Annotated in this window: 13 protein-coding genes; 6 read left to right on the top strand and 7 right to left on the bottom strand. The window is 42.4% G+C overall.

The features are described from left to right. Window positions 1–172: 172 nt before the first annotated feature. The 3 genes from CKV62_RS01415 to CKV62_RS01405 all read left to right on the top strand — a co-directional run bounded on the left by CKV62_RS01415 (window position 173) and on the right by CKV62_RS01405 (window position 3,518). Complete coding sequence (locus CKV62_RS01415; protein WP_095065105.1) at window positions 173–1,042, top strand: CobW family GTP-binding protein; 870 nt, start codon at window positions 173–175, stop codon at window positions 1,040–1,042. Continuing rightward, on the top strand, window positions 1,039–2,661 hold the full coding sequence (locus tag CKV62_RS01410) for a permease (protein ID WP_095065102.1): 1,623 nt from the start codon (window positions 1,039–1,041) through the stop codon (window positions 2,659–2,661). Before CKV62_RS01415 ends, CKV62_RS01410 begins: the two co-directional genes overlap by 4 nt. A gap of 86 nt (window positions 2,662–2,747) precedes the next feature. Continuing rightward, window positions 2,748–3,518, top strand: a complete 771-nt coding sequence (locus CKV62_RS01405) for a TIGR03943 family putative permease subunit (protein WP_095065100.1) — start codon at window positions 2,748–2,750, stop codon at window positions 3,516–3,518. A 129-nt stretch (window positions 3,519–3,647) separates the two neighbouring features. Here the strand turns inward: CKV62_RS01405 and CKV62_RS01400 are convergent, their stop codons facing one another. Beyond that, complete coding sequence (locus CKV62_RS01400) at window positions 3,648–4,214, bottom strand: biotin transporter BioY (protein WP_095065098.1); 567 nt, start codon at window positions 4,212–4,214, stop codon at window positions 3,648–3,650. 437 nt (window positions 4,215–4,651) lie between these two features. On the opposite strand from CKV62_RS01400, the gene CKV62_RS01395 reads away from it, so the two are divergent. Then, entirely contained in the window at window positions 4,652–5,245 is a 594-nt protein-coding gene (locus CKV62_RS01395; RefSeq protein ID WP_095065096.1) for a PepSY domain-containing protein, read from the top strand. 253 nt (window positions 5,246–5,498) lie between these two features. Here CKV62_RS01395 and CKV62_RS01390 read toward each other — a convergent pair whose 3' ends face one another. The 5 genes from CKV62_RS01390 to CKV62_RS01370 form a co-directional block, all read right to left on the bottom strand. Next, window positions 5,499–6,770 (bottom strand): O-acetylhomoserine aminocarboxypropyltransferase/cysteine synthase family protein, encoded by a 1,272-nt coding sequence (locus CKV62_RS01390; protein WP_095065094.1) that lies wholly within the window; start codon window positions 6,768–6,770, stop codon window positions 5,499–5,501. 372 nt (window positions 6,771–7,142) lie between these two features. Then, window positions 7,143–8,102, bottom strand: a complete 960-nt coding sequence (metA, locus tag CKV62_RS01385; protein ID WP_095065092.1) for a homoserine O-acetyltransferase MetA — start codon at window positions 8,100–8,102, stop codon at window positions 7,143–7,145. A gap of 26 nt (window positions 8,103–8,128) precedes the next feature. Next, a complete protein-coding gene (locus tag CKV62_RS01380) occupies window positions 8,129–9,313 on the bottom strand; it encodes a MalY/PatB family protein (protein ID WP_095065090.1) in 1,185 nt (394 codons plus the stop codon). A gap of 11 nt (window positions 9,314–9,324) precedes the next feature. Next, entirely contained in the window at window positions 9,325–10,458 is a 1,134-nt protein-coding gene (locus CKV62_RS01375) for a trans-sulfuration enzyme family protein (protein WP_095065088.1), read from the bottom strand. A 134-nt stretch (window positions 10,459–10,592) separates the two neighbouring features. After that, a complete protein-coding gene (locus CKV62_RS01370; protein ID WP_095065086.1) occupies window positions 10,593–11,102 on the bottom strand; it encodes an ECF transporter S component in 510 nt (169 codons plus the stop codon). 278 nt (window positions 11,103–11,380) lie between these two features. On the opposite strand from CKV62_RS01370, the gene CKV62_RS01365 reads away from it, so the two are divergent. Together CKV62_RS01365 and CKV62_RS01360 are read left to right on the top strand one after the other, a co-directional pair. Beyond that, on the top strand, window positions 11,381–13,195 hold the full coding sequence (locus CKV62_RS01365) for an ABC transporter ATP-binding protein (RefSeq protein ID WP_095065084.1): 1,815 nt from the start codon (window positions 11,381–11,383) through the stop codon (window positions 13,193–13,195). Further along, window positions 13,192–15,015 carry an ABC transporter ATP-binding protein gene (locus tag CKV62_RS01360; RefSeq protein ID WP_095065082.1) on the top strand — a complete coding sequence of 608 codons (1,824 nt, stop codon included), beginning with the start codon at window positions 13,192–13,194 and terminating at the stop codon, window positions 15,013–15,015. The genes CKV62_RS01365 and CKV62_RS01360 overlap by 4 nt, the downstream gene beginning before the upstream one ends. A gap of 104 nt (window positions 15,016–15,119) precedes the next feature. On the opposite strand, the gene CKV62_RS01355 is transcribed toward CKV62_RS01360, so the two are convergent. Then, complete coding sequence (locus CKV62_RS01355; protein ID WP_095065080.1) at window positions 15,120–15,872, bottom strand: hypothetical protein; 753 nt, start codon at window positions 15,870–15,872, stop codon at window positions 15,120–15,122. Window positions 15,873–15,967: the final 95 nt, after the last annotated feature.

Below are 15,967 nucleotides of genomic sequence, written 5' to 3'. Positions count from 1 at the left end.
TTTATGAAACCCTTGAATATATACCAATATACTCATATAAAGCATATAATTATTATATTTTAGATAAACACTCCCATCATCTTGTCATTCATAAGTATGCATATACCCATAGGAGTATTTTATATGTTATTCTATGGGTGTATACTGTGTTTACATTATTCAGGAGGTGCATATGATTCCCATTGTCATCATATCCGGTTTTCTCGGCTCCGGGAAAACAACATTTTTGCAACATATCCTAAAAGAACACAAGACGACTGATAAAGTCCTTATTATAGAAAACGACTTCGGCGAAACCAGCCTCGATGCGGTCCACCTGGCACAAACGGGCGCCACCGTACAGGAAGTCACATCAGGTTGCATCTGCTGCAGCTTGCAGGGAAACTTTCGGGAAGCCCTGCTCAACATCCTCAAAGACGACTCTATCGATGTCATATATATTGAACCATCCGGCGTAAGCAAACTCAGCGAAATTCTACAGACCTGTGAAGACGAGGATATCGCCGAAAAGGCATATGTCTATGCAGCCATAACTACGGTCGATGCCATGCAGGCGCCGATGTTCATCAAAAACTTCGGACTCTTCTTCAAGGATCAAATCACACATAGTGATGCCATATTTCTGAGTCATACAACAGACAGTCGACAAACGGACGTAACAAAACACATGATTGACGAATTGGCGCCACACACACCGATTCACGAAGAACCTTGGGATACATTGACATTACGGGACTATATCAATCAGCTCCACCACGATCATCATGTGGAAACACTGCATGATCATCATCACTTTATGAGCCATACATACAAGAATTTACGAAGTCTCACCACATTGCAGTGGAAAACCGTCATGGAAGGAATGCCCGATACGGTACTGCGTGCCAAAGGCATTGTACCGACGGCAGAGGGACCTCATGAAATCCAGTATGGTACCCATTACTGTACGCTGAGTCCGACAGAATCCACCGATTACAGTCTCGTCGTTATCGGTACCGATTTTAATGTACCGATGGTCCACAACGAAGTGTGCGAATCATGATTCCCGTTTATATTGTTATGGGCTTCATAGGATCCGGTAAAAGTACACTTATCAATGAACAATTACAGCATCGCAAGAAACTGGGCGGTACAGCCCTTATTTCAGCTGAGGAAGGCTCCACCAAACTCATCAAAGAGCCGCTCGTATTGAATCCCGATCAGTTAAGCGCCATCAATCCAAGCCACCAGGAATCCTACACAGATATCAGCAAAACAATCGCAACCTGTCTCGATAAGGTGCAACCGAAAGAGTTATGGATTGAATGGAACGGCATGCTCGGCTTTCACCAATTAGAAGCCCTGTTATACAGTAAAGATTTACGCGACAAGGTACGCATAGAAAAAGTACTGTACCTTTGTAGCGACGCATTTATATCCACGATACTGCCCGCCTTAGGTGCCAATGCTGAAAGCCAACTTTACTGCGCCGACATTATCATTACGGAGTCGGATCAACATGATAATCTGCTGCACTCTTATAATCCGGATGCCCACATCATCATAAAGCCGACGGCAAAAGATGTGGAACGGCTATGCAGGAAAAACACATGGGGCCTGATTCCGAACCTGCTCATTATGGTCCTTACCGCTTATATCCTGATCGTCACCGTTTTCCGGCACGATGTGCCCTATTCGGTTCATCAGTGTTTCGCCATAGTGACCGGACTCATCATTGAAGCCATACCATTTCTATTGTTAGGGACCATTGCCGCTACAGGCATACGTTTTTTCGTACCTCAACGCATATTATTAAAACTTTTAGGCGGCCATTCATGGAAAAGCTACGGCACGGCCATGATGAGCGGACTCGTTTTGCCCGTCTGCGACTGCGCTATAATACCTTTATTCAAGGCGTTAATTGACCGGGGCGTGCCTCTATCGGTAGTGATTTTATTCATGCTCGCCAGCCCTATCATCAATCCGATCACCATACTGTCCACCTGGTATGCATTTCCGGATAATCCGATGATAACTGTATGGCGTATTTTACTCGGTCTCTCCGTAGCACTCATTGTGGCGTTATCATTTCGATACCGCCCGCCCCGATTATCAGAGCTGAGGGGTTCAAAACAGAGCGGCCAAAACTTCATATACGAAGCCTTGAGTCTTTCCTCCCCCCCATCAGGTGTTCAAGAAACCGTTTATAACGACGATACAGGCGCTACAATAAAAAAACGTTCTTTAACAGAAAGAATGTTCAGACAATCAGCAGTATCTCCTAAAATCCTATTACTTCATATGGAGCGTGAATTTACACAATTATTGTTATATTTTTCCATCGCTGCCGCTGTCGTAGCCGTCTTTCAGGTTTACGGCAAACCGTTTCTGCTCAATGCAGGCATTGCATTACCGGATATGGCGACTATTCCGGTACTATTATTGGCAGCATTCCTATTCTCCGTATGCTCCACATCGGACGCCATCATCGGGAAAACCTTAAGCGGCCTCTTTCCACTCGGATCCGTCATGGGCTTTCTCATCTTAGGCCCTATGATGGATATAAAAAATGTATACCTGCTACGGCAATACGTTCCGGTCACATTCATATGGCGTCTCGGATTGACCGTCGTCATTACCGCCGGTCTTACAGCACTTTTATTTCTCAAGTTAATTCAGTAATCTTTTATATCAGAGAATACCATAAATTTTTCTGTATTAATAGTTATTATATTGTATCGGTTCTGCATCACTAAGGAGATGATTGTATGTTTTCAGAACTATCAACCAAAGATCGCTTTTCCATCGTGAAAGGTCTGCTCTATGCCACGCTGGGTATTACCTGTATCTATCTCATCGTGACAGGTCGTTATTTAAACTATGTGGCTCCGCGCTATGAATTATTGCTCGCCCTCAGCGGAATCGCCCTAATCCTAGGGGGTATAGTCACCGTCGCATGGGCCCCTCAACGCCAATACAAACACAATTGGCGTACTGTTGTACCTATCGTCATTCCCCTGATGCTGCTCATCGTACCGCCTGTTCTCGTTCCTACCGCACAAGTTCAGGGTTCCGCACGGATTAATGACGACACCAATAATTTTGATTTCTCCAGCGACGATATAGGTGAGGTCATTACGATTAATAATGAAAGTAAAGAACCGGGGATTTCAAAAGATAAAAAAGAAATCGTTTTGAACTCGGATAATTTCTATCAGACGATTGTCAAAATAGGTTCTAACGCGGAACAGTATAAAGACTATACCGTATATATGACCGGCTATGTAAACCGCGATGATAATACGTTAAAAAATAATGAATTCACCCTATCCCGTATGGCGATGACCTGCTGTATCGCCGATATAGCACCGGTGGGAATGACCGTCCATAAAGAAAATGGAGACAGCTTCCAGAACGATCAATGGATATCCATTGAAGGTAAAGTATCCACGCGGGACTTCCATGGACGACAACAACCATATATAGAAATTCAAAAAGTGAAAGCAGCGGAACCGATTCTGGGTTACGTATATCCATAAAAAATAAACCACCTCTAAAGCAACCTGACGGCACATTATCGGCCGGGCAGAGTCTTTAGAGGCGGTTTATTTTAATAAGCGAAATAATCACAATCAGATTCTATCTAAAAGCCATAATTAAATTGTATCTCAGAACTGCAATTCTTTCACAATTCGTTTTCCAAGAGATGCGGCTACAGCGCACAAGAATAAATCGGGACCTACCGGAATCAAGAAACATGTAAGGATAACGGCTTCAACACCAATCGGTTTGCCAAGATAGAAGTTCATAATGAAGTATAGATAAATCATACCGAGACCATACACAATAAATAGATTTATAACGGCCCCTACCAACAACCGTTTAAATGATAACACCTGCATGGATTCCGCAATACGACCTACAGCATAGGCACCGATCATAAATCCTATCAAGTATCCGAATGTAGGCTGCAAAATATATCCGGGACCGCCACCGGATGTAAAAACAGGCACTCCGATGAGTCCTAAAACAATATAAATTCCTACGCTGATAGCACCTAAACGACTACCGAGGACAATGCCGGCCAAGGTAGTGAACAGAATTTGCAATGTGAAAGGACAATTCGGCAATGGCACCCGTATAAAGGCCCCTACTGCAATCAACGCCACAAATAAGGCTGTCATGGTCAGCTGACGAGTACTAATTTTAGATGGTTTCGAAACGGTAGAACTCATGGTATACCTCCATTAACGACTTCAGTGGAAAATAATACAACCGATCCAGCACACGACATCACTTGTCATCGATGTACATCATGATGCCTATATGCTAAACAAACTACTAACTATTTGTATTAAATCACTTGTATTTTTAATTGTCAACTACACATACATCAATTTCGGTTGACTATAGTCATATGCAGTTATAAAATCGTTAATAACAGAACCTGTTATAATGTATAATTTATATATAGTATTCAATATATCATTATCAGGAAAATTAGGTATCAGTAATAACTAAAAGATATGGAGATATTTATACAAAACTCTCTGTTTCTTCATCTAATTTTCATGTAGTACCATTAAATTATGTAAAAGTAGATTGAACAAAATCTACTTTTACAAAAACCGTAATATATTACCTTGATTTTTGGTATTCAGGAGGCATTACTATGAAAAATGTTAAGAAATTATCAAAGGTATTATGTGCATTAGGTGTTAGTACAGTATTATTGGCCGGTGCAGTTAGTGCTGCAAATCATGGCGCATACAATAACCGCAGTAATTGGGCCGGTGTCGGCAGTGTAACTCCTTCCAACCAACAGAATTCCTCTGTTGATTACATGGGTGCCGTAACGACATTCCATCAATATTTCCCTAATGCTACAGTGAAATCGATTTCCTATGATGCAAAACACAACCCTTACTATGAAGTTGAAGGCTTCTCCGGCAACCGAGAAGTTAAATTAAAGGTTGATGAAGCGTCCGGTCAAGTCATTTCTAAAGAAGCTAAAAAATATGGCTCTTCCAAATCCAACAAAACTTTCAACGTTCAAAACATTATCATTCCGGAAGTAGCGGAAACTAAAGCTATCGAAAAAGTAGGTAGCGATTTCCAAACAATGGAATGGACTGTTGAACGCGACGGCGGCAGAGTAGTATACGAATTCGACATGACTACTGGCGGCGGTAAAAACGCTGAAGTAAAAGTCGATGCTACTTCCGGTCAAGTATTGAGTGCAAAAGTAAAAAACACAAAATACTAATTCCAATTTAACGTCCGGGGGAGCAATTCAGACCCTAACCACTCGTCTGGACAAACACTACATATAACACACATACTATACACACTCTCACACACTAACAACCTGTGACACACACACCACAGGCTCTCCTAAGTCTACGTACATGTAGACGAATATTTGACTTATGTCCACACACCGTAAGTCAAATAACACTATACTCCCTTTCAAAAAAGAACCTTGGATCAATGATCCAAGGTTCTTTTACTACGTTCAATTATACTTTGTCCAAAGCTTGTGCCAAATCTTCGATGATATCATCAATATTTTCAAGACCTACGGATAAACGAATCATATCAGGTGTAACACCGGCAGATTTCTGTTGCTCTTCGTTAAGCTGAGCATGTGTAGTGGATGCCGGATGAATAACAAGAGATTTCGCATCCGCCACATTCGCCAAGTTGGAGAAAATATCCAATGCATCAACAAATTTGATACCCGCTTCCTTGCCGCCTTTTACGCCGAATGTAAAGACAGCGCCGATTCCTTTAGGGAAGTATTTATCCGCCAAGGCTTTATATTTGCTGTCTTTTAACTCAGGATAATTGATCCAGGATACTTTAGGATGTTTACTCAAGAATTCTACGACTTTACGGGTGTTTTCCACATGGCGTTCCACGCGTAAGGATAATGTTTCAATGCCTTGTAGGATTTGCCAGGATGCCAGCGGAGTAATGCAGGCACCTGTATCACGCAATAACTGAGTGCGGACTTTCACGGTGAAAGGAATCGGTAGATCACCGTACACTAAACCGTTATAATGTTCATCCCCTTCCACAAAGCCGGGATAACGGCCGGATGCTTTATAATCGAATTTACCGGACTCTACAATAATACCCGCCAAGGTCGTACCGTGACCGCCAAGGTATTTAGTCGCCGAATGAATAACTACGTCTGCACCGTGTTCAAGCGGACGGAACAGATACGGAGATGCAAATGTATTATCTACGATTAAAATCACACCGTGTTTGTGAGCGATATCCGCTACCGCCTGCACGTCAATCAAATTGATACCCGGGTTACCGATTGTCTCAATATATACGGCCTTTGTATTATCATCGATAGCCGCGTCAAATTCATCTAAATTGTCCGGATTAACCAACTTTGTGGTGATACCGAAGCGAGGTAGTGTGGCAGTAAACAGATTATATGTACCGCCGTACAATGTGGACGCAGCCACAATATTATCACCTGTGCCCGCTACGTTTTGAATCGCATAAGTAGCCGCTGCGGAACCGGATGCTACCGCAATACCGCCTGCACCGCCTTCGAGTTGTGCCACACGAGCATCCAACACATCCGTCGTAGGATTGCCGAGACGGCTGTAAATTGCACCCGGATTTGTTAACGCAAATCGGCCTGCCGCTTCCTCCGCATCCTTAAACACGAAAGATGTAGTCTGATAAATCGGCACCGCGCGGGAACCTGTCGGGTCCACCGTATGCCCTGCATGTAATTGTAAAGTTTCAAATCTGTATTGTTTGCTCATCGTAACAACTCCTTTATATGTGATAACTATCTCATCTGTTTTATACCTAGTATAGTACTATGCTTTAAAAATTATGTCTACTATTTTTTACAGCACCTTCTCCATAACTTAAAACTATGGGGCATTTCGTGACATCCGCTTATACCCCTTAAAAGTTTAGGCGCCTATAGTTAAAAAGCCTCAAATAAAAACCAATGGTTTCTCAAAAACGACTTGCCAATTCTCCAAGCGATAATATGTAGGTACCTATTTTATTCCTAAAATAAAAAAGCTCCTGAACGGGTTTCAAAACGACTTGGCGGCCTCGCGTAGCGAGGTGGATAGCCTTGGAGGCTTTGAAACCCGTTCAGGGGCTACTAACATTCTATAAGATTAAATATAGGCACCTAAATTTTTATCGCGCTCAAACTTCATTTTTTGTATCTGTTCAATAATATACGGTGTTTCCTGGTATACATAGTAATTGAGCCAATTCGTAAACAACAACGTGCTCACCGAACGCCAACGCACAACGGGTCGCTGTTTTGGATCATCATCGGGAAAATAGTTTTCCGGTACATCGATTTTCAATCCCTTCTTGATATCCCGCACATATTCCCGATTAAGGGTATCCCAATCATACTCGGCATGACCGAACACAAAAATATGCTTATTATCAAGACTACGTACAATAGCGGCACCGGTCGGTTTAGATCCGGCCAATAATTCCAATTCACGATTATCCTTAATCTGCTGCAACGATACCGTCGTATGACGGGAATGAGGCATCCAGAACTTTTCATCAAATCCGCGCATTAATACAGGTTGATCATTATAAATATCATGCTCATACACACCGAATAACTTTTCATCCATGACGGATTTATTGATACCGAAATGATGATAAAGGCCGGCCTGTGCACCCCAGCAAATATAAAAGGTGGAATAAACGTGTTCTTCACCCCAGTCCATAATCTCTACGAGCTCAGACCAGTAATCCACCTCTTCAAAAGGCATCAGTTCTACAGGGGCGCCGGTAATAATCATACCGTCAAAAAACTCATCCTTCACTTCGTCAAAGGTTCGATAAAAGGTTTCCAAATATTCTTCATCCGTATTTTTAGATTTTCTCGACGCCGTATGTAGCAATGTCAGATTCACCTGCAGCGGACTGTTACTGAGAGCACGCAAAATCTGTGTTTCCGTAATCTCCTTTGTAGGCATCAAATTGACAAGCAGAATATGAAGCGGACGAATCTGTTGATTTTCCGCTCGTTCCGTATCCATAACGAAAATATTTTCCTGAGCTAACTTCGTAATGGCCGGTAAATTTTTTATCACTTTAATAGGCATAATATCACCTCTAGGCTTTATACAATTTAAAAACCTTTTTTCTCATAAGCGCTTCGCAATGCATCGAGACCTTGTTCCAGGGTCTTTCTCGGACAGGCTACATTAATCCGCTCAAAGTCCTCGCCGTCAACCCCGAACATGGAACCTGTATCAAGCCACAGCTTTGCATCATTCACGATCCATTCGTCCCGTTCTACAGGGCTCAGTGGCAGTTGAGAACAATCGAACCACATGAGATAAGTCCCTTCGGGTCTGTACATGTGAATCTTAGGCATATGTCTTTCAAAATAATCGATAGTGAATTGAATATTCCCTTGAATATATTCCTTCAGTTCATCGAGCCAATGGGCCCCAACCTTATACGCTCCTTCACAGGCAACAATGCCCATCGTATTTAACTGACTGTAACCGGCACGGTCGATTTCCTTGATAAAACGTCGGCGCAACGAATCATTCGGAATAAAAATATTGCTCACCTGCAGGCCTGCAATGTTAAAGGTTTTACTCGGCGCCGTACATACAATACAATGCTCCGCATACGCTTCACCGAGTCCGGCAAATACGCGATGTGTATGACCATCCCACACAAAATCAGCGTGAATTTCATCACTCACAATGATCACGTTATGTCTGATACAGATATCGCCAAGACGTCTCAGTTCTTCCTCAGTCCACACGCGCCCCACCGGATTGTGAGGATTACACAAGAGGAATAACGCAACATGTTCCTCGACGATAGCGCGTTCAATGCCCTCAAAATCGATAGTATATTTTTCATCTCCTTTTATAAGAGGCACATTGATGAGACGTCGATCATTATCATCAATTACCATGCTGAAAGGATAATACACCGGTTGATTGATGAGAACACCGTCCCCTTCCTTTGTGAAAGCGCGAACCGCCATCGCCAACGCGAACACGATTCCCGGCGTCTTCACAAGCCATTTAGCTTGAGGGGTCCAGTTAAAACGAGATGTAAACCAGTGCTCCAGCACATTCCAATATGAATCATCCGTATCCGTATATCCGAATACGCCATGATTTACACGGTCCAACAAAATCTGTTTCAACTCTGAAGGTATCTCAAAGTCCATATCCGCCACCCAAAACGGTAGGATATCCGCCGGTTTCCCCCGCTGCACAGCGAAATCGTACTTTAACGATTTCGTATGAGTTCTATCCAAGATTTGATCAAAATTATATCGTCCCATCGAAACTCCTTTTATTTTTTGAAAGCTTGCGCTAAATCGGCAATCAGATCATCCGTATCTTCAATCCCTACAGACAAGCGCAGCAATCGGCGTGTAATGCCTTTGCGCTCCGCATCCTCCGGTTTTAAATCCGGATGTGTCTGCGTTACAGGATACGTCAACAGAGATTCCGTCCCGCCGAGACTTTCAGCAAATTGAATCAACTCGATTCCTTCTAAGACGGTCTTCGCCGTTTCTTCACTATCTACCTCGAAGGACAACATACCGCCAAAACCTGTAGTCTGTGATTTATTAATTTCATAACCCGGATGTTCAGGAAGCCCCGGAAATAATACCTTGGTCACCTTCGGTTCGTTTTTAAGCCATTGTGCAATGGCAATGGCATTTTTCTGATGCTGTTCCATACGAAGCGCCAATGTTTTTACACCGCGGATAACGAGCCAGCTGTCCATGGCGGATAAGCAGGCTCCTACCGTTTTATAAATCAGTCGCAACTTTGCTGCGACTTCATCATCTTTCACAATCGTAAATCCCGAAATAACATCATGATGACCGCCGATGAATTTTGTGCCGCTGTGAATCACGATATCCGCACCCAAGGTCAACGGTTTCTGAAAATAAGGGCTCAAAAATGTATTGTCGATGATAACCAGTGCATTTCGTTCATGTGCCAACGCACACAATGCACGAATATCGGTAATCTCCATCATCGGATTCGTCGGCGTTTCAATATATACCGCCTTCGTGTTCGGTTTGAAAGCTGCTTTCACCGCATCTAGATCGGACGTTCCCACATAGGTAAATTCAATGCCGTTCTGTTCATAAATATTTGTGAACATGCGGATGGAGCCGCCATACAGGTCATCACCTAATATGATGTGGTCCCCGGGGGAGAATAAATGGAATACAGCGTCCACCGCCGCCATCCCCGAGGAAAATGCCAATGCATCCGTACCTTCCTCAAGACCGGCAATCAATTGTTCCAAACGGTCACGCGTCGGATTCGACTCACGCGTATATTGATACCCCGTTGTGTCACCCAATTGGGGATGGGAAAATGTACTGGACATATAAATTGCAGGGGAAATCGCACCGGTACTATCCGGTTTGCCACCGCCATGAACGCATTTCGTATTAAACTTCATTCCAATCAACTCCTCATATTCGTATACAATATGTTAATTATAAAAGTAGACTACGAGTAAGGTCAACAAAAATGGGCGTTCATCGGTGATGAGCGCCCTTAAAAGTCATATCTATTTTGAATGGGTTGTCATAACTAGAAACTAAGACGAGCTCGTTTCATAACGATCAAAGCCAATATAATTCCCAATGACGACGTGACAAGCTGAGGCCAACTAGCTACGAACAACATGGTGTTAACAATCTTTTCAGGGAATGAGAATAACGAAAAGAATATCGAGTATCCGCCAAAAAGCACCCCCGCTTTCACAATGGCACCTGCGACGACAAGTAATATCTTGGGTTTATGTTGTAACCAGTAAACGGCAAATACATAGGCCGTCGTGCCAAGCCCCGTAATCAGGATAAACGGCGGCACCGGCAACATACCTTGCAAGTAAGCCACCACCGGTGCGATCCAGGCTATAACGAGGCCGTTTTTCCAACCATAACGCCACGTCGCCAATACAAACGTAGCCGACGTAATCGTTCCGATGAGGAACATGCTCACCGTATTAGGAATAAACGGGAAAATAAGACGCAAGCTTTGCGCCAGTAAAGCGACGGCCAATAATAGCCCCGTACCGGTTATAGACTTTGTGGACATAAAAAACCTCCTCCAACAGAAAGTACAGTTCAGATACTTACTATTACACTATCAATATATTGATTTTTTTAGATTTGTCAAGCCTTACCGTTTCAGGATAAAAAGAAGCCGGCATATGTCTATCTAGCAACTTGCGCAGGATAGAGCGCATATCGCAAAGCATAATAATTATTAATAGATACTAAACTGCAAGTAAAAATATACTTCTAGCTAATTTAAATTTTATACAATATAATAAAAGGTGCGCTTTTAAACTGCAATATATCGAAAGGCTCTATATGAAACCATTTTTCCATTATATAAAACCCTTATGGGTCCCCATAATTACAGTATCGATATTATCTTTACTCAATGTGACAGGCACATTATATATACCGACATTAACAGCATCTATCATCAATGACGGCGTGCTCCGTGGCGACCTGGAAATGATTACAAGCTCCAGCATGAATATGCTCATCGTCGCACTTTTAACAGTATTATCCGCAATCCTAAGCGTAGCAATGAGCGCCCATATTTCCGCCACTATAGGTAAGGGCATGCGCAATGACTTGATAACAGCCTTACAATACTTTTCACTACGCGACTTCACACACTTTGGCACCGGTACCATACTCATGCGAACAAGCCGAGACGTAGAGAAGATCCAATCCGTCCTGGGAGAAGGATTAAATATGATTCTCCCTATGCCGCTCATGATTTGTGTCGGTCTCGGTCTTACATTCTATAAAAGCTGGCAACTGGGCCTCGTCATCCTCGTCGTTATGGCTTGTATGATATTCACCATCATCTTTATTGAAAACCGTGCTTTACCGCTCATCAAAGCGATACAGCTGAAATTAGATGATATTACAGACATGGTACGCGATCATATTGTGGGCATGCCTGTTATACGAGCTTTCAACAGAAGAAGCTACGAAAACGAAAAAGAAATCCGTATTTTCACAGAAACAGCACAACTCAACAAGCGATTGAGGCAAACCTTTGCCATCGGTTTGCCTACCATATTGATTCTATTTAATATGAGTACCGTTGCCATCCTATGGCTCGGCGGATACAACGTCAGCATGGGCACGCTACAGGTAGGAGATATCATGGCCGTCATCGAATACGCCAACCTCATTTTATTAAGTATGCTCATGGCTATTTTCGTAATCATCGATATTCCTGAAGCTATCGTATGCTACACCCGTATTCGAGAGTTGTTAGAACACAAAAACTCGGATATATTCCCTGAGCCCTATCGCACTGATGATGCAAAATCTAATGCCTCAAAATCGGTGCTACATACGCAACAAAGTTATGAGACACCCCCATCAACGACGACCGCAACCCAGGATACACCATTACTCGAATTCCGCAATGTTACCTTCCGCTACGATAATGCGGAATCACCTGCTTTAGAAAATATTTCCTTTACCGTTCATCACGGTGAAACATTAGCCATCATGGGCGATATCGGCTCAGGTAAAAGTACGATTACAAATCTCATTCCTCGCCTTTTCTCCATTGAATCCGGAGATATTCTCTTCAAAGGTAAATCCATCTACCAGTGGAATATAGACGACTTGCGTGCACATATCGGTTATGTACCACAAAAAGCCTACTTATTTACAGGCACTGTCGATATGAACGTACGTTATGGTGCCGCACCAGACCAAGATATTTCAATTCAAGATATAGAAAATGCATGCCGATTATCCAAGGCGGATGAATTTATCAGTCGCCTTGAAGGTGGTTACCAGTATATCGTCTCCCAAGGCGGTACAAATCTATCCGGTGGCCAACGCCAGCGTCTTGCTATGGCCAGAGCCCTTGTCCGCAAACCGGATCTGTTTATATTCGATGATAGTTTCTCCGCCCTTGACGGCACTACAGAACGTTCTGTCCGTACTGCATTACATGAAGAACTGCAAAAGGATAATCGACCTGCCCTCATCTCTGTAGAACAGAAGGTAAGTGCTGCAAAAAAAGCGGACCACATCTTAATCATCAACCGAGGCCAGGTTGCAGGCTATGGCACACATGATGAACTAGCAGGTACATCTACTGTATATCAACAGATTTTAGCATCTCAGGAGGTGACAGTATGAATCCATTACGTCGCTTCCTAATCGACTCTAAAAGCCAATGGGGCTGGCTATCTCTACTCATCTTAGCGCTGATTGCTGCAGCCATGTTTGAAGTCTCCGCCCCGGTCTTACTCGGTAAAATTGTAGATGCAATCGTCAGCGGTTTGAAAACGGATCAAGATATTAATTCGATTATATCTTCGGTAGATACCATCATTCTCTGGCTCATCGCCATCTATAGCGGTCATGCATTATTTACATACTGCGGCGAATATATGATGGCTTCCATCGGTTCAAAAACAGTATTAGCATTACGTACGCGTATGAGTACTCATTTATACTCATTGCCGATTGAATACTTTCACGATCACCAACGAGGCGACCTATTAAGCCGTCTCACCTCCGATCTAGATACCGTTGCGGAAACAATAGGCGAAGGCGTGCCGGGCCTCGTATCCGCCATTATCGGAATTATCGGCGCCACTGCTATGATGCTTTGGATCAGTCCGATTCTGGGAGCATCCATCATCGTCATCATACTGATTGGTATCGTATGCTTAACGTGGCTATCTAAACGGGCGCGTCGTGTCTATCTCAAAAATCAAAGTGCTTTAGGTGTTTTCAATAGTGGTATAGAGGAAATTGTAGTAGGAAAACCGATTATCCAAACCTTTGGACTAGAAGAAACCACTACTAATCAAGTAAATGTACTTAACGACAATCTATTTAAAAGTATGCGAAGTGCTGCTTTCACAAGTCAGCTAGTAGAACCTCTCGTTAAGTTCCTAAATCAAATTACCTATTGTCTCGTCGCTATTCAAGGCGGTCTTATGGTATTACGTGGGTCCATTTCCATTGGGGATATTCAGGCATTCTTCCTCTACGTAGGTCAGGTATCCGACCCCCTATCCCGTAGTTCCTATATTATGACGAAATTTCAAGAAACCGCTGCGGCCTTAGGTCGTATTTATGAAGTCATTGATACACCGTCTGAAATTGACGATGGTGCACTGACATTATTCGACAACGAATCCGGAACTGATACAGAAACGACTACTACCAACTCACCTATGATGTCCCAAAACCCGAGTAATCAGGCCCATACAGGTACAATCGATTTTAAACATGTTGATTTCGGCTATTCGCCATCCAATGTGTTTATGAAGGATATTAATATCCATATTCCAGCTGGCTCTATGGTAGCCATCGTAGGACCTACAGGGGCCGGCAAGTCCACATTGGTAAATCTTATCATGCGCTTCTATGATATTATGAATGGCCGCATCACCATCGATGGCGTGGATATTCGCGATATATCTCGTGAAAGCTTGCACAATACGGTGGGTATGGTATTACAAGATGCTTGGATTTTCACAGGCACTATCGCTGATAATATTGGCTACGGCAAACCAAATGCTACACGAGAAGAAATCGAGTATGTAGCAAGGCTTGCCATGGCAGATCACTTTATCCGCACCTTACCAAATGGATATGATACGATGCTCAACCGAGGTGGCGATGATCTATCCCAAGGTCAACGTCAGTTGATTACCATCGCTCGGGCCTTCTTAGCAGACCCGAGTATACTCATCCTTGACGAGGCAACGGCTAACGTGGATACCCGCACCGAGGTGGAGGTTCAAAAAGCCATGAACACTCTCCTCAAAGGTCGAACCAGTATCGTTATCGCCCATCGCTTATCAACAATAAAAAATGCCGATTTCTTACTAGTTGTAGAAAACGGCACCATCGTAGAACAAGGGACACACCACGAACTCATCAAATGCGGTGGTCACTATAAAGAACTCTATGAAAACTATGCTGCGGGCATGAGCGTATAAAAGAATTTGCAGTTTATCCCAGTCTCCCATTAGTGCATAAGCAATAAAAGCGATACCTGTACTTTCTCGTAAAAGAGAAATAAATAGGTATCGCTTTCATATTTTTATTTATCTATAATCATACCACCAGTAGCTTTTAAATCTTCATACACCTTATATCCAGCTTTAAGGTGTTCAATTTGGTTATCAGGAACTACATAGTCAAATTTGTATTTATCACCTTGTAGGCGAATAATAGGGTTAGAACCTTCAATTAGCATTTTTATACCAGGAACTAGTTTTTCAAATGGTACATCAAGGAATTCATATTTCCCGCCCATAACAATCTGAGTACTTTTGCCACCTCCAGATTGACCAGCAAAACTGTTAATTTCATAATCCCATCGATTTTGATCAGTTGAGAAAATAATCTTATCCCAAAATACCCAATCAATACCATCTGAAAAATTAACAATTTTAATTCGTTCATTAATAAAATTATCTTTACTAATCGCATACCAATATACTGCATCTTGAGCAGGTATTTGCTCACCCCAAGGTTTGTAAATAACACTTTTCTCAACCTTATCCTCATATTGTGGAACCTGAGAAAGAATTGATACAAGTTCATTAGATTTTTCTTTTTTTTGCTCAACTGTAACTACTGTAGAATTATTGGAAGTAATACTATCATCTGCTTTATTTGTCAGTGCAACTCCAATAAAAAATAAGATTAACATAACTATAGTTGATAAAAATACCTTTTTACGATTTGGATTTTGCTCATTTTTAGGAAAAACACGTTTTGGTGAAATTATACCTATAACGAAAAACAGAATAATAAATAAAAATATTAAAGCTACAACTACAGAGTACATAAATATCCCCTTTCTCCATAACCCCTTATACAAGCTTCACATTAGTTTCATTTTACGTCAATTCATATATATTTATCAATAAACAATTCATAAAA

The sequence above is a fragment of the Veillonella rodentium genome (assembly GCF_900187285.1).
Taxonomy (GTDB): Bacteria; Bacillota; Negativicutes; order Veillonellales; family Veillonellaceae; genus Veillonella; species Veillonella rodentium.
The sequence above is the reverse complement of the archived record's forward strand: the minus strand, read 5'-3'. Positions and strand labels throughout refer to the sequence as shown.

Bases quoted from the DNA above. Each gene is read 5' to 3' on its own strand.
- CKV62_RS01365 (WP_095065084.1), top strand. From the start codon at position 11,381: ATGAAACCATTTTTCCATTATATAAAACCCTTATGGGTCCCCATAATT.
- CKV62_RS01370 (WP_095065086.1), bottom strand. From the start codon at position 11,102: ATGTCCACAAAGTCTATAACCGGTACGGGGCTATTATTGGCCGTCGCT.
- metA (WP_095065092.1), bottom strand. From the start codon at position 8,102: ATGCCTATTAAAGTGATAAAAAATTTACCGGCCATTACGAAGTTAGCT.
- CKV62_RS01375 (WP_095065088.1), bottom strand. From the start codon at position 10,458: ATGAAGTTTAATACGAAATGCGTTCATGGCGGTGGCAAACCGGATAGT.
- CKV62_RS01405 (WP_095065100.1), top strand. From the start codon at position 2,748: ATGTTTTCAGAACTATCAACCAAAGATCGCTTTTCCATCGTGAAAGGT.
- CKV62_RS01360 (WP_095065082.1), top strand. From the start codon at position 13,192: ATGAATCCATTACGTCGCTTCCTAATCGACTCTAAAAGCCAATGGGGC.
- CKV62_RS01395 (WP_095065096.1), top strand. From the start codon at position 4,652: ATGAAAAATGTTAAGAAATTATCAAAGGTATTATGTGCATTAGGTGTT.
- CKV62_RS01380 (WP_095065090.1), bottom strand. From the start codon at position 9,313: ATGGGACGATATAATTTTGATCAAATCTTGGATAGAACTCATACGAAA.
- CKV62_RS01415 (WP_095065105.1), top strand. From the start codon at position 173: ATGATTCCCATTGTCATCATATCCGGTTTTCTCGGCTCCGGGAAAACA.
- CKV62_RS01390 (WP_095065094.1), bottom strand. From the start codon at position 6,770: ATGAGCAAACAATACAGATTTGAAACTTTACAATTACATGCAGGGCAT.
- CKV62_RS01355 (WP_095065080.1), bottom strand. From the start codon at position 15,872: ATGTACTCTGTAGTTGTAGCTTTAATATTTTTATTTATTATTCTGTTT.
- CKV62_RS01410 (WP_095065102.1), top strand. From the start codon at position 1,039: ATGATTCCCGTTTATATTGTTATGGGCTTCATAGGATCCGGTAAAAGT.
- CKV62_RS01400 (WP_095065098.1), bottom strand. From the start codon at position 4,214: ATGAGTTCTACCGTTTCGAAACCATCTAAAATTAGTACTCGTCAGCTG.